Raw genomic sequence first — 20584 nt, 5'->3', positions numbered from 1 at the left:
CCTATAAAAAGTCCTGGTCCCTTTTGGGCATTTTATTTCACCCGTTCTTACCAACATCCATTCGTTTTCCTATTTCGTAAAGATATGCCTACCAAAAATTGTGAGACGATGATCTTTGATAAGTAAAAACATTGACATACATCAACAAATAGCCATATTTTTACACCAAAAGATTTAGTGTGGCCTTCTTCGCTAAGAAGAATATTAATTCCGTTTTGTTATCTTTGCAATATGTTTACGGCGCTTTTAAATTACCTTGATCAGCAAACGGCAACTCCAATCTCAGAGGAGCATATTGAGTTGATGCGTAAGGCGTTTATTCCCAGAAAGTTTAGAAAAAGGCAGTTTCTGTTACAGGAAGGTGATGTATGTAAGTATATTTCTTTTATTGTAAAAGGAGCCGTCCGGCAATATACAGTAGATGATAAAGGGAGTGAGCACGTGCTGAACCTTGCGGTAGAAAATTGGTGGACCTCGGACAGGGAAAGTTATCACAAGCTAACGCCATCGATATATAATATCGATGCGTGGGAGGAAACCCACGTGTTGATGCTACCAAAAGCAGATGGCTGGTATGACAAGGTGAACTCCATTCCCGCATTCTGCCAATTGCGAATAAAACTCGATGACGCCCATCACATGGCTATGCAAAGTAGATTGCACTCCTCCATCAATTATTCTGTGGAATATCGATACGAGGAATTGCAGCGAAAATATCCTGACTTCTTACAACGGTTTCCACAGCACATTATCGCTTCATATCTGGGAGTTACCAAAGAAACGCTTAGCAGAATTCGCAACCAGTCTATCAAAAAGTAAAATAAGTCCTCACAATAAAAAGCATTGATATACATCAACGGTTTTTGTTGTCTAATATCATCGATTCCTGCCAGAAAATTATTGGAATTTTGTGTGGTAATTCAGCAATAATTGTTTATGAAAAAAATCACACCCATTTCAAGAATATTGCAGGGCAAGCGAGCCGATATTGGAACTTATAAAATTGACAGGATAGTTCCCAATCGCTTTCTTGAAGCAGTAGGCCCTTTTGTATTTCTTGATCATCTGTTACCAGTTGTCGATGTTCGGTATTGTAAAATCTCCGTACTTCAGCTCTGTACTGATCTATCATCATCATGTTACACAAATTAAGCGTTAATAAATTTTTTTAAGCCTAATTTACAAGATCGTCTTTGCATTCAAAGGATAACGATAAAAAATGACACGACAACAAAACGCAATTTCAGGTGGAAGTCAATTTTTATGATTACAGTCATAATGTAGAATTGGAAAAAAATTTTAATTTTAAAACCGTCAATCCATTTATAGTCTCATTTAACTACACAATTATGCTGTAACCTACTGCATTAGTGGTGGTTACATTTTTATAAGTGCAAAGCGTTTAATCGGATATCTTTGCGGATACCTCATTGTCAAACAAGTAAGTTTGTAGGATATAGCCACATATCAATAATATTGTTCCAATTAGTATAGGAATTTTACCGAACTTATTTACCAATCGGATAGATAAAAATGATGAGAATATGAAAAGAACTCCGGAGTAGACAAAGAGCATTCCGGTCTTAAAAGGGAAATAATGTAACTTCGTCAATCAATTTGCCCGTAAGATCATATCTTTCTACCAAACCGTTTAAAGCTGCTAAAAGCAAATCTTGATTGGTCCGGGTAATGTATGCTGTATTGTTTTTTGCAAAAGGAATGCGGTTGTACCCGATTATTGCAACCTTTTTTATATTCATCGTGCTGTTTTACTTGAGAGTGATTTCACTAAGGTCTATCAAGACCAAAACTGGTTCAGGTTGTATGGTCGTGTTATCCTGATTACGAATAAACACCTGTCTTCTGGTTGGGAATTTTATTCCTTGTATTTCTTCATAATCATATAGATAGTGTGCTCCTGCTGCATTTTCAGAGATTTCTACGTTATAATCGTGTCTGCGGATTAATCCTGCTTTATCAATATAAAAGGTCTGGATACGGCTGTGTGTTACCAAATAATCCGGAAATGTTACTTGCAATCTTCTAAAGGTTTCTCCGTTTTCTTCCCAAGGTTCAATTTCTGTTACTTCATAATCAGGATGTGCAAAGCAAAAAGGAGCGTTAAAGTAGATCCATATTGCATAACTGGCAAAATAGAAAGCTTGTAAGCGACTCCAAGGTGTTTCTCTAGTGTGTCCCTCAAAAGATTGCCTTGGATTAAGTAATTCTTCAATACTTTTTCCTTCGTCTGTTTCTGCGGCTATACGTTGCGAATCAAAAAACGTCTTCCATTTTTGATCTTTAGACTGAAAGGAAACTAATTGTTGTTCTATTTCAACGGATACGTTTACATCTTTTAAAATTCCCGGCTGCTGTTTTCGTACCCAAGTCATTCCATCTACATTCAGATGTGCGGAAACATTTTTAAATTTATTCCAATGAGTAAGCCCTCCGTGAGCTTTAATAGTAAATTCTAGTAGATTGTTCATATTTTTTGTTTTTTATTATTTAATTTTTTTAGTTATTCAGATTTTCGATTACAATAGCAGAAGCTCCACCGCCACCATTACAAATAGCAGCAACACCATATTTTCCTTTTTCCTGTTGCAATACGTTTAGCAGTGTCACAATAATTCTTGCCCCCGAAGCTCCTATTGGATGTCCTAATGCAACAGCTCCACCATAGACATTTACTTTATTGATATCGAAGTCTAAAATTTGTTGGTTGGAAAGAATAACGGAAGCATAGGCTTCGTTGATTTCAAAATAGTCAATGTCGGCAATATTCAAGTTTGCCTGTTTCAATACTTTCGGAATGGCAATGGCAGGAGAAGTCGTAAACCATTCAGGTGCTTGGGCCGCATCAGCATATGATACAATCTTTGCTAAGGGTTTTAAATTATATTTTAGTACAGCTTCTTCTGAAGCCAGTAATAATGCTGCTGCACCGTCATTTAGACTGCTGGAATTGGCAGCAGTAAGTAATCCGTCTTTTTCAAAAACAGGTTTTAATTGTGATACTTTTTCGGGGATAAGCTTATCAATATCTTCGTCCTTATCTATGATAACAGTTCCTTTTTTTTCCTGAACACTTACAGTTGCCAGTTCATTTTTGAATTTGCCTTGTTCTGTTGCATTTTGTGCTTTTTTGTAAGAGCGTAAGGCGTATTCATCTATTTCCTGTCTTGTATGTCCGTATTTTTTAACACCTAATTCTGCTGCACTTCCCATATGAAAATCATTGTAAACATCCCACAAACCATCTTTGGTCATACCGTCCGTGAGTGTTACATTTCCTAACTTGGTACCGTTTCTCAAAAAGGCATAATGTGGTACATTACTCATACTTTCCATACCACCTGTAACTACAATGTCTTCTAACCCTGTCTGAATCTGTTGTGCTCCCAACATTGTTGCTTTCATTCCCGAAGCACATACTTTATTGATGGTTGTAGCATCTTTGTCATATGGGATTTTTGAGAAAATTGCGGATTGTCTTGCAGGTGATTGTCCGACACCTGCACTCAATACATTTCCCATATAAACGCTGTCAATCCATTCCGGACTTAAGGAAATGCTTTCGAGAGCATTTTGAATAGCAATACTGCCTAATTGGGTTGCACTGTATCCTGCCAAGCTTCCTAAAAGGCTTCCTATCGGCGTTCTCTTAGCAGATACGATAAATACTTCTTTCATAATCTTATTATTATTTAAAAATACCATTCGGTATATTAATGTTCACTGTTTTTTATATTCAATTTTCATTTTTTGCAGTTTTGATCCTGCAAGTGATAAAATGTCATTTTAGGATGCTGTTGCTTTGTTTGGAAATAATCAGCTTATTAAAAGTGATAATACACTTAGTAACATGTGATTTTACAATTGCAAACAACAAGTGCAAATATATAGAATAAAACTTTCAAAATGCAAGTTGAATTAATAGATTAATAAATTTTAAGATTTTTTACATCTGTCCAACAATGCTTAAAACAACACTATAAAAGGGTTTTAAGTCGAAATCTACTCATCTTTGGTCTCTAAAAAAAATTACAAACGGATAGAAACAAGACTGCTAATTCAATTTGGCTAGTTGATTTTAAAAATAAAAAATCATAACTTTGCACTTGCATTATGCAATACATAAACTAATGAAAGAAGTAAAAAAACGTTCGGAATGCCCTATAAGTTACTGTCTGGATTTTTTTGGAGATAAATGGGCATTGCTGATTATAAGAGATATCGCACTAAATGATAAATATACATTTGGCGATTTTTTAAGTTCGGATGAGAGAATCGCAACCAATATATTAACCAATAGGTTGAAAATGTTAGAAGCGGAAGGTTTTATTGTAAAATACCCTGTGCCAGGAAAAGCAAGGGTTGGCTATTGTCTGACCGAGGAAGGAATCAGCCTTATTCCGGTGGTCATAGAGATGTCGATGTGGGGTGCTGCAAGGAATATAAATGGATATAGAAAAGAACTTGGTATTGAGCTTAGAAAGGACAAAGCAAAAGTGATTAAACAACTGACAACAAAGTTTACCAAAAAATATAAAAGCGTAATGAAAAGCCTGGAACAAACAGAGGACTCAAATAATGGTACACAAAAAAGGGATTAGAAGCTGAATGGTCCAATCCCTTTTAATTCTTATTTTGAAGCACTGTTCCAAAATTCGTCTTCTTCTTCAATTCTTTCTGAGAACAACTAATCACCATAATAAAAATGAAATTAAATTTCCGATGAAAATTGTCCTTTGAGAAAAACACTTGAAATCATAAGTGGGAAATGGGCAATGCTTATCATTTATCAAATTAACGAGAGAACTATCCGTTATGCCAACTTAAACGGTGTGTGGTGGGAATTGCTGATTGGCCAGTTAAAGTTTCTTTACGATAAAGGTATAGTCCAAAAAAATGCTTTTCCGGAAATCCTGCCCAAAGTCGAATACACGCTAACAGATAAAGGAAAAGAATTACTTCCGGTTATCAATCAAATTATCCAATTTGGCATTAAACATAAAATTTAAACTGATTAAGAAACGAGGTTGTATTTATTAATCAGTTGCACAAAATTCTGTTTGATTACCTCAATTGGTATATCCGCGAGTGGGTCGATTTCCATAGTAACAACCGAATCTTTCTTTCGTCCGTATGACTTTTCAGATAATATTTTTTTGTCTTCCACAAATCCTACTAAAATCTTTTTTTTATGAACCCATAAAAATCCAAGATTGAACTCTTTGTAACAAAAAAAAGGGATTTGGTATTTCCGTTTGTGAATAATGTTTTTATCAACCGACAGGGTAATTGATTTCAAGGCGAACAAACAATCTCTTATTGCTGTTTCCTGCTTTTCATAATAATGCTGTAATGCGTTTCCTGTTGGTTCTTCCATTTTTACCTTTTTAACCACATTGGTTTTTCAATGAGGATTTGTTTGTAAACAGAGCAACTTTCATCGTGTGCTCCACGTAAATAGCCAATACTCATTAAAAATTCGTTTACAATTTCTCCACCTGTAAAGCGGAATGTTTTCTTAAACAGTTTTACCCATTCTTCTTTTGTTTTTGGATGATGGTGCTCCAACCATTTCTCAAAAGAGCCAAATTCTTTTGTAATGTGAGAATTGTTTTAGCATTTTCTATTGCCGCATTTACTTTCAGCTTATTCCGGATAATTCCAGCATCCGACAAAAGCCTTTCTCTGTCAGCTTCCGTATAAGCCGCAACTTTTTTGATGCTAAAATTGCTATATGCTTTTCGGAATGAGGCTTCTTTCTTTAAGATTGTTTCCCAGCTTAACCCCGCCTGATTGATTTCCATAATCACCTGCCGAACAGCTCATCATCATTATGGATTGGAAAACCGTAATAGTTGTCGTGATAATTTTTGTGTAAATCTTTCTTTTCTCCGGTTTGCATTGTTTCTATGGCTGAACAATAGGACATTCTTTATTCTTTAATTTCTGTTAAGCTGATTTTGATCTGGGTATTTCAAATCCTATGCCAAGGAATGTGCAGCCAGCACGCTATAAGGCTTCCTCCGGTAACCATTCTAATATACTCATCTTAAGCGTTAATAATTTGGACAATATTCTAAGCTCGGGTCGCATAGGTATAAATTAAATAATAAATCAGATGGATGGCATTTCTGCCAACCATCTGATTTACCTATCGGTATTCGAGAAGAATTTTATAACTCCCTTACACCACCATCCAGCAATAGTTCGGCTCCGAGCATAAAGCTTGAGTCGTCCGATGCTAAGTAAAGGGCTGCTGCTGCTAATTCTTCTGCCTGAGCTAAGCGTTTAACCGGCGTGAAATTACCCATAGCTTCTTTCATAGCATCGGCTTCTTCCGGGCTACCTGCGACGGTACCAAATACAGGGGTATCAACTGGGCCAGGGGTCAAAGCATTAACACGTATTTTGCGGTCAAGCAATTCAGCAGAAAAGCTACGTGCCAGTGAACGTACTGCTGCTTTTGTCGCTGAATAAGCCGCATGGTTAGGAACTCCTTTGCTGTTTACAGTCGACGAAACCAATACGACCGACGCGCCATCATTTAATACGGGAAGCGCTTTTTGTACCGAGAAAAATGCGCCTTTGAAATTGATATCGCTAACCTGGTCAAATTGCTCTTCAGTAAAATCCGCCAATGGTGCTAAGATATAAACACCCGCATTAACTACCAAGGTGTCTACTTTACCAAAATGGTCCGCAACTATTTGATAAATACGGGTAAGGTCAGCAAGACTGGATACGTCGCCCTGGATACCTAGACCATTAGAACCGATCTCGGCAATAGCTTTGTCTATAGCTTGCTGGTTACGGCCGATAACGGCAACTTTAGCGCCTTCCTGTACAAAACGTTTAGCAATGGCTAAACCAATACCGCTGGTACCGCCAGTAATAACGGCTACCTTGTTGTTCAATCTTTGTGACATATAGATAAATTTTAGACCACAAAGTTGGGATAATCGCCATTGCGGGAAGATGAACTAGCTTAAGAAAAACATGTGAACTAGTTCACTTTTTCCGCACCTTATCGTTGCGGATCTTAGATAGGAACTCGCGTGTCATGTTCAGATAAGAGGCCAACGCGTATTGCGGCAGGCGCTGCAATACTTGAGGGTATCTGCCAACAAATTCATTGTACCGTTCTTCGGCGCTTTGCGTCAGGTTGGATACGAGGCGACGCGCAAGATAAGCGCCGGTGTGCTCGGCCATTAGAGAAAATAGTGTTGCAAATTCCAGATCACTATTCTTCAGATGCTGTTCAGTTTCGTGATCGATCTGTAGAATTGTACTGTTTTCCAAGGCCTCTACAAATTGCGTGGCAGGTATCTGATGAATGTAGCTGTTATAATCCGAAATCCACCAGTCGTCAACTGCGAACTGTATAGTATGTTCGTTGCCTTTATCGTCTATCACATAAGAATGAAAAGCCCCTTTTAAAACATAGATCCGATATTTGGCAACAAAGCCGGGCTGGATAATCAATTGCTTTTTTTTGACTTTCACCACTTTGAACGATTGAGTAAGCCGCTCCATATTTTCATGTGAAAGGCGGGTCTTATGATTTATATTTTCGATAAAGCGCGAAAGATCTTCCATAATATTGAATACAAATTAACGATTTTTTTAATTAGTGCTGACATGTCGTTTTCGCATCCACAGATAGATCTTCGAAAGTCCATTTTTTTTGGAAACCTATGAGCTTACAAGAATTTTCAAAAGCTATTGAAGAGATTAAATCAAAGTTAGGTCATAAGGGTTTTAATTAATCCAGTTTTTTTAACCTTCCTCTCCTTGAATTCTCTTAATGATCAACGCTCTTAAAAGGTCCTCATGCGCATCTGCCCATTGACCTAAAGCTCATATTACAGGAATCAAAGTACGGCCAAACTCGGTAAGGCAGTATTCGACTTTTGGCGGCACCACTGGATAAATCTTTTTCGTAACAAGTTCGTGCTGCTTCAATTCTTTCAATTTCATATTCAAATCCTGCGTGAAGCATCAGGGATTTTACTAATCAAATGAGAAGAAAGTAGAATCTTAGAAATCTTTTTTTTCAGCATCTTTTGTGGTAACGATCTAAATTAATCTCTCTAAAAAGCCACTAATAACCGCCCGGGAGTTCCCAGCCCGGAGGTTAATTCTATAATGTAAACTGCTTTGATTTATTTACCGTATATGCTTTTTAAAAAATCTTTTAATGAAATCGGACTTCTGCCTAGTAATTGTTCCACATCACTTTTGTTGGTTTCGAACTCTTCTTTAGCTATCGCTCCAGCGAACCTTGACAGATACGCTGCATCATCTCCAGAAACTCCCTGCAGCCTAAGCTGCGCAATATATAACGGTATATCGGTTTGGTTATAAGCTATGGTTCTCCCTGTAATTTCTGATATGAGATCGGCAATTTCAGCGAAGGAGAAAGCGGTCTCTGCAGCGAGGACATATTCTTTGTTTTCATGCCCAGAAGTAGTCAGTGCCACAGCTATAGCTTCAGCCATTTCTGTTATCGGTAAAAAAGGTGTCTTCCCGTTTCCGGCAGGGATGGAAATACCTTCATCCAATATATTATTTCCGGAAATAATGGGGATCAGGTCCGCATACAGTGTATTATCCATCAAAGTATAGGGTACAGCTGCCTGTTTTAGATAATCACTTGTGTCTGCATGGTACTGAACATCTCCTGCCATTATACTTTGACGCAGATCTTTCATATCAAAACTGGTATAGATAATATGGTTAACACCAGTTTCCTTTGCGGCATTAATTACGTTTTTATGCTGTTCAAACCTTCGAGCTATTTCTGATGAAGATGATACCAACAGTAATTTGTCCACATCCTGGAAGGCACTTTTCAAAGAGTCAAAATCCTGATAGTCGCCAATCCTCACCTGGATGCCTTTTGATTTAAAATCTGCCGATTTGGATTCATCTCTGACCAATGCCGCAATATTGTTTGCGGAAATGCCTTTATTCAATAAAGAATTAATGGTGGCCTTGCCTAAATTACCAGTTGCACCTGTTATTAAAATCATAATTTTTGTTTTAAGATAAATAAGAATCAATTACTTTTGTCCAGGCAAAGAAACTGAAATCGATGCTATAAACCACCCTATCTCATCGTTAACACAATAAAAAGTGGTAACCTTAACGTAACAAATGGAAAACAACTTAAATCATGCTTATTGTCCTGCTATAGAGATGATAGCACTGCTCGGAGGACGTTGGAAAGTCATTATTTTACATGTGCTTTCCAAAGGTGTCAGGCGTTTTGGGGAAATTAATGTTCGGATACCCGCTATATCAAGAAAAGTGTTAACTGAACAACTGAGAGAACTTGAAACTGATGGCTTGATCAGCAGGAAAGAATACAAGGAACTGCCACCGAGGGTAGAGTATGCACTCACAGAATATGGGGAAAGCCTTTGTCCATTGCTAGCCTATATATCGGCATGGAACAATGAAAAAGTTTAGGATGATAACTCAACAACTATAACAAACAGATATTGTTAATCGGTTTATGGACTTATTTCGCTTACGCTAAAGTTCTTACATTTTACAGTCCTGGTAAATATATGGAGATTTCGCAAGGCACTACCAAGCGATTACGGGTTGACTGCTTAAAAAAACTAGACTTTGCAGTTCGTCTATCTTTACACTCAATATGTTATGGTGGTCAGTTTTAAGTGAAGCACATTGGCTCATAATTTCTTAATGACATGAGTAGTGCCTTGCGAAATCTCCGGTTTATTTATTACTCTTATTTTACTTAGCGTCTTTTAAAAGCTTTTTAAGCCATTACAGTAGTAAAGCTTTAATGGTCAAATTAAGCTCAATTGCCACTTTCAGTTCATTAATGATCAATTTCTCAAGATTTCTTTTCTATGACAAAAGCTTTCAATTCTGCAATCTTTCCATTTTCGAAGCGCCAGACGTCGCAATAATCATAATAGTTATAGGTTCCATTTGTAGCCTTCAAGGTGATTTCGCCTATCACGGTTACATAGCTCCCATCCTCATCAAGAAAAGAGTCGAGGATGATCCTGTCAAGTTCACAATACAAACAAACAAACAAACAAACAAACAAACAAACAACCTACTGTAAAATAGTAGGTTGTTTGTTTTTGCAATTAAGCAAGTCAAAATACAAATAGTGAAGTAATTTAAAATGACGCCTTTTTAATGACTAAATATGATTATCCACGTAATAAACTTTTTAAAGTAGATAAAAGTTTGAAACAATCCTAAAATTATTATTTAAACCTCTTCTTAAAACTAAACTTCAGCATATTCATCAATCCAGGTTCGATAATATCAATTCCCAAACCGAAATTACTATCTGCAATCGTATGATGATCTGTCTTGAATTTTTCAAAATCATTTTGAGGAATTTCAAGGTTAACCAAAGGATTAAATTCAATATTTATTGTTGCTCCGTTTTTAGTTATTTTCTTTCTGCTTATAAAATCAAAATATGGATTATTGATGTTACTTTCCTGTATTGTATATTTTTCCTGTGTATCGATTTTTTGATCGGTATAAAGATTAATTTCATACTTTTCACTATCGAAGTTATGCCAGAAAGGAAGATCTTCATGCATGAAATCTCTTGCACTTGCTTTCACCACATTTCGATCAAAATACATTAAGAAACGATCATTTTTAGGATCAGTATAATACGGATTTTCAACCGTCGATTTATACTGAATCTTAAACTCATTCAGCTTTTTATCATCACTTATAATGTCTATTGAAGCATCTTTAAAGATATTTCTGACATCCGTTCCGCTTCTGTCGTTGGAGTAATTTAAGCTGTAAAACAAGAAATTATTCCAGCTGTCTATTACCTCTCTTTTGTTTGTATTTTTGAAATATCGTCGCATTGCATTGGCACGATTTCCTTTATAAGTTGTTGTTAAAACGATCTTTCCAATTGTATTTTGAACATTAAAATCAACTTTTTCATCAATACAGTAATAAGGATATTTGTGCGGCTTCCTGATCTTTAATTCCTGATCTGGTTTTACCTCAAGATAATGCATAAAATAGGTAAATCCGCGATTTCCCAGCAGCCCAAATTCATCACGAACCGTTGCATCAACAAAAAACTCTTCATTTTTATAATTGATCTTTACAATCGCATGATTAAATGTAAGTAACGACGGCAAATAATATTTAATATAAAAATCAGTATGAAAATTTACCAAAACAATTGAAGATTCTACGCCGATATAATCCAAAATTGCCTTTAATAAAACAGATTTTGCCTTACAATCGCCCTGTTTATTTTCATAAGTTATTGCCGGTTCCTGCGGTTTATGACCGTTCATTTCATCCGCATTGAAAATGTAATAAATATTATTCTGAACATATTCAACAGCAAACTGAATCTTCTCATCCAAATCAGAAATCTCATCCAATTTTTCAATTAAATTAGGCGCAAAATCTTTGAGTGAAGCAGTATTAAAAATTTCATTATAAATTGAGGAAATATAGTTCGAAAGATCCTTCCAGCTATTATCCGTAGCAAAATCTATATAGGGGAAAATTTCGCGGCTTGCATCTACCGGATTAATGTAATTCTGTTTTTCAAAAACAAATTTTTCACCTTTATTTAAATAATTTATTTCAGGTTGTAAAACAACACCGTTTTCATCTCTGAAGAAAGTTTTTTTAAAAGCAATTTTCTCTTCTCTGTCGTTGATAAAAGTAAATTTATAATTTCCGTAAGCCCAATAATTATCCGGACTTACCCAAACATATTTCGAAAACTCTTTTCTTAAAAAATCTCGTTCTGTAAAAGATTTCAATCTGGAATCTTCCAAAATCAAAACATCATAAAGCCTGAGATCTTTAATTGTAATATTAATTTTTTTATTACTGCTCAAAATTCCTCCACTGCTTTGGTTTTCACTGTCCAGAACTTTTATTTTGGTATCTGGAATTTTATCAATCAACACGCCGTCTCTCAAAACACTGATCCGATGAATATTATAAACCTCATTTTCCTCAACGACAATATCAGAAACGGATGCTCTTTCAAGATTTGCAGGTTCGTTTAAAGTATAAGCCATACAAGAGTATTCCCCATTTTCAGTATTGCTTGTATAATATTTTTTATCTAAAAAATAACAATAATCCTTTCCGGTATCGTTCTGCTTCCTTGCAAACTCAGAATCCCTGATTCGTTCCGTGAGCTCTCTGTCATCAATATTTCCTGCCCATATTTCAGGCTGACGAATTTTGTAATTTTCAAATTCAATTTGCTTATCCATATTATTTACTATTTTGTGTATTTGGTATAAAAGGGAGGTCAAATTAACTATTTAAAAAGTAAAAAACAAGAGCCAATAATGTTAATATAACTTACTTTCGGCACAAAAATTGTCACTCAGTTCTAAAGTTTGACTTATGAAAAATAATAAAACAATTCTAAAAGCATTATTTTCCGCAGTTTTCATATTTGTATTGGCACAATGTACACCAACAGCCGCCGCTTCCAACGAAAATGAAAAAACATTCATCGTAGGACCAGAAACAGCAGACTGCACAGGAGTAGCGCCAATGAAATGTCTTCAGGTAAAAGAAAATGCTTCCGGAGAATGGACAAATTTTTACAGTAATATTGAAGGATTTACCTACGAACCAGGTTATCAATATGTTTTAAAAGTAAAAACAGAAAAAATTGCAACCCCACCCGCAGACGGATCTTCAATAAAATATACTCTGGTAAAACAGATTTCTAAAACAAAGAAATAATAAAAAAACCTCCAAATTTCGGAGGTTTATTATTTTTACAGATTGCTGTTCGTATTGTGATCGTGATCTTTCTGAGGTTTAGGATAATTTCCTTTAGTCGCCTCTCCTACTGTATTTGCAGTAGTCATCGCTACAACAAGATCATTCAGCATTCCACTTGCCGCTGTTGGTGAATTGGGCAGTAAAACAAGATTGCTTCTGCTACTCGCTCCCACAGAATGCAGTGTATCATAATGTTGTGTAACCACGATTAAGGCAGAAGCTTCGTGAGAATTAATATCAACATTATTCAGCATTCTTACAGATTCTTCAAGACCTTTTGCAATCTCTCTTCTTTGGTCTGCAATACCTTGTCCCTGCAGTTTTTTGGATTCAGCTTCAGCCTTTGCAACGGCTACAATTCTGATTCTCTGTGCTTCAGATTCGTATTCTGCAGCTGTTTTTTCTCTTTCCGCAGCGTTGATTCTGTTCATCGCATGTTTTACCTGTTCATCCGGATCGATATCTGTCACCAAAGCTTTGATAATATCATAACCGTAACTTTGCATTGCTTCCTGAAGTTCTGCTTTTACCGCAACCGCAATATCATCTTTTTTCAGAAAAACGTCATCCAGTTTTAATTTTGGAACTTCCGCTCTCACCACATCGAAAACATAAGAAGTGATCTGGTCATGGGGACTTTCAAGTCGATAAAAAGCGTCTCCAACCTGTGTTCTAATCACTTGGAACTGAACAGAAATCTTCATTTTCACAAAAACATTATCCAGTGTTTTGGTGTCGATCATTACATCCAACTGCTGAATTCGAAGGTTCATTCTTTTAGAAATTTTATCTAAATAAGGAATTTTCAATTGCAATCCTGCGTGACGAACTGAGTGAAACTTCCCTAAACGCTCAACAATTGCTGCTGTTTCCTGCTTTACTGTAAAAAATGACGCAAAAAGCGTAACAAGCCCAATGAAAATAATAATTCCTAAATATGCCATAATTTGATTTTTTTAATGAGTAGCAATAATTTATGTTTTGTTAAAAATAAGAAAAAAGATCCGACGATAATGCTATAATGCGTTTTAAAATATTGAAATTCAAAACATTTTAATTGATCTCAATATTTAAATTTTTAGTTAAAATTATTTTAAGAAAAAACTTAATTTTGATTACTAATAATCCATTATGGTTGATGTTAAAGAAATATTAAAAGGGCATATCTCCAAATTTACGACTCTTACTGAAGATCAGTTTGAGTATGTTTTCGGGCATTTTAATATGATCAACCTCAAAAAAGGACAAATGCTGATCACAGAAGGAGATTTTGTAGATCATGAGTATTTCGTTTTAGACGGGTGTCTGAAAGCATTTTATCTTAATGACAATATGAAAATGTTTATTCTCCAGTTTGCTATGCAAAATTGGTGGGTAACTGATTTTGATGCACTTTACAGCAAAAACAGAGCAACCATCAACGTTGATTGCGTTACCAATGCAAGTATTTTATCTATTTCAAATGATGACAGGGAAAAGATCTGCAGTGAAATCCATGAAGTGGAACATTTTTTCAGGTGGCGAACAAATAAAGGTTATGTTGCAGCCCAAAAACGTTTGCTTTCTTTCATGAATAACGACGCAAAATTCAGGTATGAAGAGCTTATGGCTTTGTATCCTCAATTATACAACTTAGTTCCTAAACATCTGATTGCTGCCTATTTGGGTGTTACGAGAGAGACTTTAAGCAGACTTCATCAATAATTAATTACTTTAAAAACTCAGTATAAACTTTCCTATATTTCGTGATGTACATCACGTAACTTATTCTTCCGTACGGCTGAACTTTGTATCAACATTTAAAACCAATCAAAATGGATACAAAAAATTTTAAAGTAAACAGTAAAAACAGTTTAGTGGAATGGATCGGAAGAAAAGTAACCGGGGCCCACAACGGAACAATCGAAGTAAAAGACGGAGATTTCACTTTTGAAAACAATAATCTTCTATCAGGAAAATTTGTAATAAACACAAGATCAATTACAATTCTTGATGTTGAAGATGCTGAAACAAATGCGCAATTTGCCAGTCACTTGGCCTCAGACGATTTCTTTAATTCTGATCAGTTTCCAGATGCAGTTTTCGAAATCAAACATGCAGAGCCAGGCGATAATAACCTTTATTACGTAAAAGGAGATCTTACAATTAAAGGAATTACTCATTCAATTGATACTACTTTACAAATTGTAAAAACAGACAACGTTGCAGTTTTAGACGCTAAAATTGTGATCGACAGAACAAAATTTAATATCAAATTCAGATCATCAAATTTCTTTGCCAATCTTGGCGACACTTTGATCTACAACAATTTCGATTTGAATGTACATTTAGTTGCAGACGCACAATAATTTATTAATCATATTTAAAAATTTAACATCATGCCATTCATTAAAATAGATGTTTTACGCGAAGATATCAATCGTGAAAAAAAACAGGAATTAATCAGAAAAATCAGTGAAGTTATCACTACCGTTTTGAATAAAGATCCGCATTTAACACACATTATGATCAACGAAATCGAAGATGATAACTGGGGATACGCCGGAGAACAGGTTTCTGTGTTAAAGGAAAAAGGATTTTCAACAGCCCCAAAAAAGTAAATCAGAAATGAAAAAACAAACAGTAATCATAACAGGTGCATCATCCGGAATCGGTTTGGAAGTTGCCCGTTATTTTTTGGAGAGAGGTGACAACGTGGTGATTAATTCACAGACAGAATCAAAATTGCAGGAAGTTTATAAGGAATTGGAAACAGGAGAAAATCTTGCAATGGTTGCGGGAAACGTTGCAGATAAATCAACCGGAGAAGCATTGGCAAAAACTGCTCTTGAAAAATTCGGTTCGATTGATGTACTTGTCAACAATGCCGGAATTTACGATAACAAGCCATTTCTGGACGTTACAGAAGAATATTTGGATAAATTTTTAACAACCAATTTAAAAGGAACATTCTTCACGACACAAGCGGTCATTCCTCAAATGATCAAACAAAAAGACGGAGTGGTCATCAATGTCGGAACACCTTTGGTTTACCACGCGATTGCTCAATCTCCATCGACAGCACCAATATCGAGCAAGGGAGCAATCCATGCTTTAACATTACAATTGGCTGCAGAATTTGGGAAGGATAACATCAGAGTAAACACCGTTGCACCCGGATTAATCAGAACACCGATGCACGATGAAACTATTGACAACAATGCAGGGATACATCTGATCAACAGAATCGGAGAACCGGAAGAGGTTGCACAAATGATTCATTCTATTGCTAAAAACAAATTTATTTCCGGAGCCATCATCAACGTTGACGGAGGTATGGGAGCCGGACATAATTTATAATGAAAACTTTATTAATAATCGCATGGCTGTTCTGTTTTCCATTGAACAGTCATGCACAAAAAACAAGTGTTATGAAAACAGATCAAACACAGGAAACTGAAATAAGAAATGTGATTGAAAACTATTATTTCAAAGGAATTTTTGAAGGAAATACAGAACTTCTCAAAAAAGCTTTTTATAAAGATGCGTTACTTTTCGGAGACATAAAAGGGGTTCCTTATTTTAAAACTGCAGCACAATATCTTGAAGGGGTCGGAAGTCGTGTAAGTCCTGAAAAATCAGGAAAAGATTTCAACGCGAAAATTATCTCAATTGACGTGATTAACTCGATTGCCACAGCAAAATTAAACGTAAAAATGTATGATTTCAATTACTATAATTTTATAACTTTAAATAGAATTAATGATGAATGGCTCATTGTCAATAAAACCTTAACCGACGTACAACCTTAACTCAATTTTTAACCAAAATCATCAAAATCATGTGGAATAAAAATAGAATTACAGAATTACTGGGAATTGAATATCCCATTATGCAAGGTCCTTTTGGCGGAGGTTTATCTACGGTTGAACTGACGACAACAGTGAGTAATCTAGGCGGTTTGGGTGGATTCGGAGCCTATACTTTATCACCTCAGGAAATTTATGATATTCATAAAGAAATACTGTCAAAAACAGACAAACCATACAACCTCAACCTTTGGGTAAATGATCACGATATCATCGATGAAGAATATACCAAAAAGCAATATGAAAAAGCGGTTGAGACTTTTAAACCTTATTTTAATCTTTTAAATACCGAAATTCCTGCACCTCCATCCTCTTTTGAATCGAGATTTCAAAATCAGCTGCAGGTGGTTTTTGATATTAAACCTAAAGTTTTCAGCTTTATGTTTGGGCTTTTAGATGTGAATATCATTGAAGACCTTCATAAACAGGGAACCATTGTTTTCGGAAACGCAACAACCTTAGATGAAGCCATTGCTTTGGAAAAATTGGGAGTTGACGTAATTGTTGCTTCCGGCTTCGAAAGTGGCGGTCACAGACCTTCTTTTCTGGATAAATCTGAACTTTCTACAACGGGAACTTTTGTATTAATTCAGTTGATTAAAGATAAAGTAAAAACCCCTGTTGTTGCAGCCGGAGGAATTGCCAACGGTCGCGGAATTGCCGGAGCTTTCACTTTGGGAGCTGAAGCCGTACAAATCGGGACTGCATTTTTAGCCACCGAAGAATCCGGAGCTTTGCCTATTCACAAAGAATTTTTGTTCTCCGATGCCGCAAGATCTACCACACTTTCCAGAGCTTACACCGGAAGATTAGGACGTGGAATTACCACTAAAATCACGAGAGATGTATTGGCTGCGACAGACAAAACGTTACCTTTTCCTTTGCAGACAACTTTCATGGGAGCATTGAGAAAAGCCGCTCTGGAACAACAAAAAAATGATTTTGTTTTCTTTTGGTCCGGCCAGATTGCACCGCTTTTGAAGCATAAAAAAGCCTCAATTTTAATGAAATCATTAATCGAAGAGGCTTCTGAATTATTAAATAAATAGAAATTACACCGTCATTCCGATGTCGATTCCTTTGATTTTTCTGTAAAGATCGGTCGCATAATTGTCGGTCATTCCGGAAACGAAATCGATTACCCCGAGAACTTTCTGATAATCGGTTCCGTTTTCGTAAATGAATTGTTTCGGAATTAATTTTAATGCTTTTATATCGTAAGATTTTACATTTTCTTCAGATTTTAAAATCGACGGAATAAAATGATCCAACAATTCGTACATTACGTTGTAACCTGCATTTTCAATTTCTACAACCGCTTTATGATTATAGATTTTTTCGATAGAGAAAGATTCTATATCTTGTAGAGCATTATTTTCAGACTTATAAATATCAAGAAGCCCTTTATCTAAATTTCCTTCAAGGATTGTATTAAAATTACTTTTATAAAGTTCAATCGATTTATTGATTAATGCATTAATCACTTTCGCTCTTAAATAAGAAATCTGCTCATTTTCATTGGAAATTGAACTCAGTTTTCTTTCGATTCTGTCGACATCGTCTGTTTCAGATTTTACCAGTTCGAAAAATAAATTCTTACAATCTGCTGTCGAAACGATACCCAATCGGTGAGCATCTTCCATGTCGATAATGTTGTAGCAAATATCGTCTGCAGCTTCTACCAGCCAAACAAATGGATGTCTTTTGAAAATATATGGTTCTTCGTTTTCTAAAATTAAATTCGTTCCTTTTGCAATTTCAAGGAAAATATCTTTTTCATTTTGAAAGAAACCGAATTTTTTACGGTGAATAATACCTTTCTTTTTGGCAATTGCTTCGCACGGATATTTTGCAATACTCGCCAAAGTAGAAAACGTCAGTTGAATTCCTCCTGCATCTTTTCCTTGCTGCTGCTGCGCTAAAACCCTGATTGCATTAGCATTTCCTTCAAAATTAACGAGATCTGCCCATTCTTTTTCGTTGAATTTTGGTTTTAAATCTGATTCATTTCTGTCAAAATAACTCGCAATCGCGTCTTCACCGGAATGTCCGAAAGCAGGATTTCCAACATCATGGCACAAACATGCAGCCGCAATTACATTTCCTAAATTGTGAAGGTAAAAATTCCTGGAATCTTCCGTTAAATCATTTTTATAACTGTCGTGAATAAACTCACCGATAATACTTCCCAAACTTCTTCCAACAGACGAAACTTCCAGCGAATGCGTCAAACGGTTGTGTACAAAAACACTTCCCGGAAGCGGAAAAACCTGCGTTTTATTTTGCAGCCTTCTGAAAGCAGATGAAAAAATAATTCTGTCAAAATCTCTCTGAAAATCCGTTCTTGAAGCCTTTGTATGCGGATTGTTTCCTGTACGCTGATTGGTGAAAATCTGGTTTAAGTTCATCATTCTTCAAAATTACTCCAAATTTTATTTTTTATGAACTAATCGAAAGATTTTTTCTAAAAAACTCTTATTTACAACTTCTATTTTTCCGTAAAAATACCTGAAAAATTTCCCTCTATTTTATCCTAACTTTATAATTACTAATAACCAAAAACACGATCATGTCAGAATTACTGCAACAAATACTGGGAAGTACGATTGTCACTGCTTTTTTCACAGCAATCATCGCTTATTTTTTCCATAAAAGAACTGAACGGCACAATTCACTGATGAAAAGAGAGTTTGAAGCTTTATCAAAAAAAGATAACTCCTATTTTGAATGGCGAAAAAATACCGTGGAACTATTAGGACAGGTTTATATTCATTTGAATCGACTGAAACTTGCTTTTAAAAATAAATATTCTAAAATCCAAAAATATGATCAGTTTTATGAAGATGAAATTATCTTAAAATCCAATCAGCATATTCGGGATTTACTGATCAATAACGGGCATTCTCTCCCACCCGAATTACTGGATGAAGCAACAAAACTGATTGAACATTTCGATGTTTGGCTAACAAAATACAATCAAATTCGGATTTTAAATAAAGACTTTGATACAAAACAAATTTATGTAGGACCGGATGGCTTTCCTTTTCCTGAAAATGCTGAGAAAATGTTTAAGGAAAAATATATTGAGATGTTTAATGATTTGCATTGGTAAATTTTAACTTATTTACATTTTTTCATGGCAAAATTATTGTTGTGTAAAATCTAAACTTAAAAAATGCCTGAAGGTCCAACGATAGTATTAATGAAAGAAGATCTGCAAAAATTTGCAGAAAAAAAAGTTTTGGAAGCTTCCGGAAATGCTCCATTTGACAAGGATATTTTAGTAAAAAAGATTTTAAAAGAGATCAAAACCTTTGGAAAACAGACCTATTTGGTTTTTGACGATATTGCGGTTAGAATTCATTTATTAATGTTTGGATCTTATGAGATTGATAAACAGACAAAACCTCATCAACAACTGCAATTATCATTGATTTTCAAAGAAGGCGGAATGTATTTCTATACTTGTAACGTCAAGCTTGTTGATTTAGAATTTTTATTAAAAATTGACTGGAAAGCCGATGTCATGAGCGACGATTGGGATCCTGAAAAAGCCAAAGAAAAATTGAAATCGAATCCTAAAATGATGGTTTGTGATGCTTTGATGGATCAGGATATTTTCTCAGGAGTTGGAAATATTATCAAAAATGAGGTTTTGTTCAGAATTGGAGTTCATCCTGAAAGTCTGATTGGAAACTTACCTCCAAAAAAATTGAAAGAATTAATTGATGAAGCCAGAAATTACAGTTTTGATTTCAAAAAATGGAAAAAAGCAAATGTTTTGAAAAGACATTTTCAGGTTTATCACAGAGAAAACTGCCCGAAATGTGGCGCAGAAATTATAAAAAAAGACACAGGAATTGGCAAACGAACAAGTTTTTTCTGTGAAAAAGACCAGAAATTATATCAAAAATAACAAT

At 35.4% G+C, this 20584-nt stretch carries 24 protein-coding genes and 1 pseudogene; 13 read left to right on the top strand and 12 right to left on the bottom strand.

Going from position 1 to position 20584, the window contains the following annotated elements; translation table 11 throughout:
* The first annotated feature begins 231 nt into the window (after positions 1 to 231).
* Positions 232 to 819: a Crp/Fnr family transcriptional regulator gene (locus ABD745_RS06430; protein WP_344826913.1), complete on the top strand. Its 588-nt coding sequence runs from the start codon at positions 232 to 234 to the stop codon at positions 817 to 819.
* 764 nt (positions 820 to 1583) lie between these two features.
* Here the strand turns inward: ABD745_RS06430 and ABD745_RS06425 are convergent.
* From ABD745_RS06425 to ABD745_RS06415, 3 genes are read right to left on the bottom strand one after another with little or no spacing between them, the layout of a single operon-like run.
* A complete protein-coding gene (locus ABD745_RS06425; protein WP_344826912.1) occupies positions 1584 to 1760 on the bottom strand; it encodes a hypothetical protein in 177 nt (58 codons plus the stop codon).
* Between the two features lie 9 nt (positions 1761 to 1769).
* Positions 1770 to 2489 carry a hypothetical protein gene (locus ABD745_RS06420; RefSeq protein ID WP_344826909.1) on the bottom strand — a complete coding sequence of 240 codons (720 nt, stop codon included), beginning with the start codon at positions 2487 to 2489 and terminating at the stop codon, positions 1770 to 1772.
* Positions 2490 to 2517: 28 nt separating this feature from the next.
* The gene (locus ABD745_RS06415) at positions 2518 to 3696 is read right to left on the bottom strand and encodes an acetyl-CoA C-acyltransferase (RefSeq protein ID WP_344826906.1); all 1179 of its coding nucleotides are present in this window, start codon (positions 3694 to 3696) and stop codon (positions 2518 to 2520) included.
* A gap of 452 nt (positions 3697 to 4148) precedes the next feature.
* Between ABD745_RS06415 and ABD745_RS06410 the strand changes: the two genes are divergently transcribed.
* Positions 4149 to 4619, top strand: a complete 471-nt coding sequence (locus tag ABD745_RS06410; RefSeq protein WP_344826904.1) for a winged helix-turn-helix transcriptional regulator — start codon at positions 4149 to 4151, stop codon at positions 4617 to 4619.
* 135 nt (positions 4620 to 4754) lie between these two features.
* Positions 4755 to 5027, top strand: coding sequence for a winged helix-turn-helix transcriptional regulator (locus ABD745_RS06405; protein WP_344826901.1), 273 nt, complete (start codon positions 4755 to 4757; stop codon positions 5025 to 5027).
* A gap of 5 nt (positions 5028 to 5032) precedes the next feature.
* Here the strand turns inward: ABD745_RS06405 and ABD745_RS06400 are convergent, their stop codons facing one another.
* The 6 genes and pseudogenes from ABD745_RS06400 to ABD745_RS06375 all read right to left on the bottom strand — a co-directional run bounded on the left by ABD745_RS06400 (position 5033) and on the right by ABD745_RS06375 (position 9050).
* Positions 5033 to 5395 carry a hypothetical protein gene (locus ABD745_RS06400; protein ID WP_344826899.1) on the bottom strand — a complete coding sequence of 121 codons (363 nt, stop codon included), beginning with the start codon at positions 5393 to 5395 and terminating at the stop codon, positions 5033 to 5035.
* Between the two features lie 2 nt (positions 5396 to 5397).
* A pseudogene (locus tag ABD745_RS06395) lies at positions 5398 to 5947 on the bottom strand (DNA-3-methyladenine glycosylase I).
* A 244-nt stretch (positions 5948 to 6191) separates the two neighbouring features.
* On the bottom strand, positions 6192 to 6944 hold the full coding sequence (locus ABD745_RS06390) for an SDR family oxidoreductase (RefSeq protein WP_344826897.1): 753 nt from the start codon (positions 6942 to 6944) through the stop codon (positions 6192 to 6194).
* 82 nt (positions 6945 to 7026) lie between these two features.
* Positions 7027 to 7614: a Crp/Fnr family transcriptional regulator gene (locus tag ABD745_RS06385; protein WP_344826895.1), complete on the bottom strand. Its 588-nt coding sequence runs from the start codon at positions 7612 to 7614 to the stop codon at positions 7027 to 7029.
* Positions 7615 to 7875: 261 nt separating this feature from the next.
* Positions 7876 to 7995: a winged helix-turn-helix transcriptional regulator gene (locus tag ABD745_RS06380; RefSeq protein ID WP_344826892.1), complete on the bottom strand. Its 120-nt coding sequence runs from the start codon at positions 7993 to 7995 to the stop codon at positions 7876 to 7878.
* A gap of 185 nt (positions 7996 to 8180) precedes the next feature.
* Entirely contained in the window at positions 8181 to 9050 is an 870-nt protein-coding gene (locus tag ABD745_RS06375) for an SDR family oxidoreductase (protein WP_344826890.1), read from the bottom strand.
* A 124-nt stretch (positions 9051 to 9174) separates the two neighbouring features.
* Here ABD745_RS06375 and ABD745_RS06370 point away from each other — a divergent pair, with 124 nt between their 5' ends.
* A complete protein-coding gene (locus tag ABD745_RS06370; RefSeq protein WP_344826887.1) occupies positions 9175 to 9489 on the top strand; it encodes a winged helix-turn-helix transcriptional regulator in 315 nt (104 codons plus the stop codon).
* A gap of 779 nt (positions 9490 to 10268) precedes the next feature.
* Here ABD745_RS06370 and ABD745_RS06365 read toward each other — a convergent pair.
* A complete protein-coding gene (locus ABD745_RS06365) occupies positions 10269 to 12290 on the bottom strand; it encodes a hypothetical protein (protein ID WP_344826886.1) in 2022 nt (673 codons plus the stop codon).
* A 136-nt stretch (positions 12291 to 12426) separates the two neighbouring features.
* Here ABD745_RS06365 and ABD745_RS06360 point away from each other — a divergent pair, with 136 nt between their 5' ends.
* The gene (locus ABD745_RS06360; protein WP_344826883.1) at positions 12427 to 12774 is read left to right on the top strand and encodes a DUF4377 domain-containing protein; all 348 of its coding nucleotides are present in this window, start codon (positions 12427 to 12429) and stop codon (positions 12772 to 12774) included.
* Positions 12775 to 12809: 35 nt separating this feature from the next.
* Here the strand turns inward: ABD745_RS06360 and ABD745_RS06355 are convergent, their stop codons facing one another.
* Positions 12810 to 13760, bottom strand: coding sequence for an SPFH domain-containing protein (locus tag ABD745_RS06355; RefSeq protein WP_047400092.1), 951 nt, complete (start codon positions 13758 to 13760; stop codon positions 12810 to 12812).
* A gap of 187 nt (positions 13761 to 13947) precedes the next feature.
* Between ABD745_RS06355 and ABD745_RS06350 the strand changes: the two genes are divergently transcribed.
* The 6 genes from ABD745_RS06350 (at position 13948) to ABD745_RS06325 (ending at position 17713) form a co-directional block, all read left to right on the top strand.
* On the top strand, positions 13948 to 14520 hold the full coding sequence (locus ABD745_RS06350; protein ID WP_344826880.1) for a Crp/Fnr family transcriptional regulator: 573 nt from the start codon (positions 13948 to 13950) through the stop codon (positions 14518 to 14520).
* Positions 14521 to 14630: 110 nt separating this feature from the next.
* Positions 14631 to 15164 carry a YceI family protein gene (locus ABD745_RS06345; RefSeq protein WP_344826877.1) on the top strand — a complete coding sequence of 178 codons (534 nt, stop codon included), beginning with the start codon at positions 14631 to 14633 and terminating at the stop codon, positions 15162 to 15164.
* 30 nt (positions 15165 to 15194) lie between these two features.
* Entirely contained in the window at positions 15195 to 15416 is a 222-nt protein-coding gene (locus ABD745_RS06340; RefSeq protein WP_344826875.1) for a tautomerase family protein, read from the top strand.
* 7 nt (positions 15417 to 15423) lie between these two features.
* Positions 15424 to 16155, top strand: a complete 732-nt coding sequence (locus ABD745_RS06335) for an SDR family NAD(P)-dependent oxidoreductase (RefSeq protein WP_344826872.1) — start codon at positions 15424 to 15426, stop codon at positions 16153 to 16155.
* Between the two features lie 71 nt (positions 16156 to 16226).
* Complete coding sequence (locus ABD745_RS06330; RefSeq protein WP_344826869.1) at positions 16227 to 16607, top strand: nuclear transport factor 2 family protein; 381 nt, start codon at positions 16227 to 16229, stop codon at positions 16605 to 16607.
* Between the two features lie 29 nt (positions 16608 to 16636).
* Entirely contained in the window at positions 16637 to 17713 is a 1077-nt protein-coding gene (locus ABD745_RS06325; RefSeq protein ID WP_344826866.1) for an NAD(P)H-dependent flavin oxidoreductase, read from the top strand.
* A 3-nt stretch (positions 17714 to 17716) separates the two neighbouring features.
* Here ABD745_RS06325 and dgt read toward each other — a convergent pair whose 3' ends face one another.
* Positions 17717 to 19072 (bottom strand): dGTP triphosphohydrolase, encoded by a 1356-nt coding sequence (dgt, locus tag ABD745_RS06320; RefSeq protein ID WP_344827213.1) that lies wholly within the window; start codon positions 19070 to 19072, stop codon positions 17717 to 17719.
* 161 nt (positions 19073 to 19233) lie between these two features.
* On the opposite strand from dgt, the gene ABD745_RS06315 reads away from it, so the two are divergent.
* Together ABD745_RS06315 and ABD745_RS06310 are read left to right on the top strand one after the other, a co-directional pair.
* Complete coding sequence (locus ABD745_RS06315) at positions 19234 to 19776, top strand: hypothetical protein (protein WP_344826864.1); 543 nt, start codon at positions 19234 to 19236, stop codon at positions 19774 to 19776.
* A gap of 63 nt (positions 19777 to 19839) precedes the next feature.
* Entirely contained in the window at positions 19840 to 20580 is a 741-nt protein-coding gene (locus ABD745_RS06310; RefSeq protein ID WP_344826861.1) for an endonuclease, read from the top strand.
* The last annotated feature ends 4 nt before the right edge of the window (positions 20581 to 20584 follow it).

The sequence above is a fragment of the Chryseobacterium ginsenosidimutans genome (genome assembly GCF_039536845.1).
GTDB classification, from domain to species: domain Bacteria; phylum Bacteroidota; class Bacteroidia; order Flavobacteriales; family Weeksellaceae; genus Chryseobacterium; species Chryseobacterium ginsenosidimutans_B.
The sequence above is the reverse complement of the archived record's forward strand: the minus strand, read 5'-3'. Positions and strand labels throughout refer to the sequence as shown.

Excerpts from the sequence above, each read along its gene's own strand:
- ABD745_RS06430 (WP_344826913.1), top strand. The coding sequence starts at position 232 with ATGTTTACGGCGCTTTTAAATTACCTTGATCAGCAAACGGCAACTCCA.
- ABD745_RS06425 (WP_344826912.1), bottom strand. The coding sequence starts at position 1,760 with ATGAATATAAAAAAGGTTGCAATAATCGGGTACAACCGCATTCCTTTT.
- ABD745_RS06420 (WP_344826909.1), bottom strand. The coding sequence starts at position 2,489 with ATGAACAATCTACTAGAATTTACTATTAAAGCTCACGGAGGGCTTACT.
- ABD745_RS06415 (WP_344826906.1), bottom strand. The coding sequence starts at position 3,696 with ATGAAAGAAGTATTTATCGTATCTGCTAAGAGAACGCCGATAGGAAGC.
- ABD745_RS06410 (WP_344826904.1), top strand. The coding sequence starts at position 4,149 with ATGAAAGAAGTAAAAAAACGTTCGGAATGCCCTATAAGTTACTGTCTG.
- ABD745_RS06400 (WP_344826899.1), bottom strand. The coding sequence starts at position 5,395 with ATGGAAGAACCAACAGGAAACGCATTACAGCATTATTATGAAAAGCAG.
- ABD745_RS06390 (WP_344826897.1), bottom strand. The coding sequence starts at position 6,944 with ATGTCACAAAGATTGAACAACAAGGTAGCCGTTATTACTGGCGGTACC.
- ABD745_RS06385 (WP_344826895.1), bottom strand. The coding sequence starts at position 7,614 with ATGGAAGATCTTTCGCGCTTTATCGAAAATATAAATCATAAGACCCGC.
- ABD745_RS06380 (WP_344826892.1), bottom strand. The coding sequence starts at position 7,995 with ATGAAATTGAAAGAATTGAAGCAGCACGAACTTGTTACGAAAAAGATT.
- ABD745_RS06375 (WP_344826890.1), bottom strand. The coding sequence starts at position 9,050 with ATGATTTTAATAACAGGTGCAACTGGTAATTTAGGCAAGGCCACCATT.
- ABD745_RS06370 (WP_344826887.1), top strand. The coding sequence starts at position 9,175 with ATGGAAAACAACTTAAATCATGCTTATTGTCCTGCTATAGAGATGATA.
- ABD745_RS06365 (WP_344826886.1), bottom strand. The coding sequence starts at position 12,290 with ATGGATAAGCAAATTGAATTTGAAAATTACAAAATTCGTCAGCCTGAA.
- ABD745_RS06360 (WP_344826883.1), top strand. The coding sequence starts at position 12,427 with ATGAAAAATAATAAAACAATTCTAAAAGCATTATTTTCCGCAGTTTTC.
- ABD745_RS06355 (WP_047400092.1), bottom strand. The coding sequence starts at position 13,760 with ATGGCATATTTAGGAATTATTATTTTCATTGGGCTTGTTACGCTTTTT.
- ABD745_RS06350 (WP_344826880.1), top strand. The coding sequence starts at position 13,948 with ATGGTTGATGTTAAAGAAATATTAAAAGGGCATATCTCCAAATTTACG.
- ABD745_RS06345 (WP_344826877.1), top strand. The coding sequence starts at position 14,631 with ATGGATACAAAAAATTTTAAAGTAAACAGTAAAAACAGTTTAGTGGAA.
- ABD745_RS06340 (WP_344826875.1), top strand. The coding sequence starts at position 15,195 with ATGCCATTCATTAAAATAGATGTTTTACGCGAAGATATCAATCGTGAA.
- ABD745_RS06335 (WP_344826872.1), top strand. The coding sequence starts at position 15,424 with ATGAAAAAACAAACAGTAATCATAACAGGTGCATCATCCGGAATCGGT.
- ABD745_RS06330 (WP_344826869.1), top strand. The coding sequence starts at position 16,227 with ATGAAAACAGATCAAACACAGGAAACTGAAATAAGAAATGTGATTGAA.
- ABD745_RS06325 (WP_344826866.1), top strand. The coding sequence starts at position 16,637 with ATGTGGAATAAAAATAGAATTACAGAATTACTGGGAATTGAATATCCC.
- dgt (WP_344827213.1), bottom strand. The coding sequence starts at position 19,072 with ATGAACTTAAACCAGATTTTCACCAATCAGCGTACAGGAAACAATCCG.
- ABD745_RS06315 (WP_344826864.1), top strand. The coding sequence starts at position 19,234 with ATGTCAGAATTACTGCAACAAATACTGGGAAGTACGATTGTCACTGCT.
- ABD745_RS06310 (WP_344826861.1), top strand. The coding sequence starts at position 19,840 with ATGCCTGAAGGTCCAACGATAGTATTAATGAAAGAAGATCTGCAAAAA.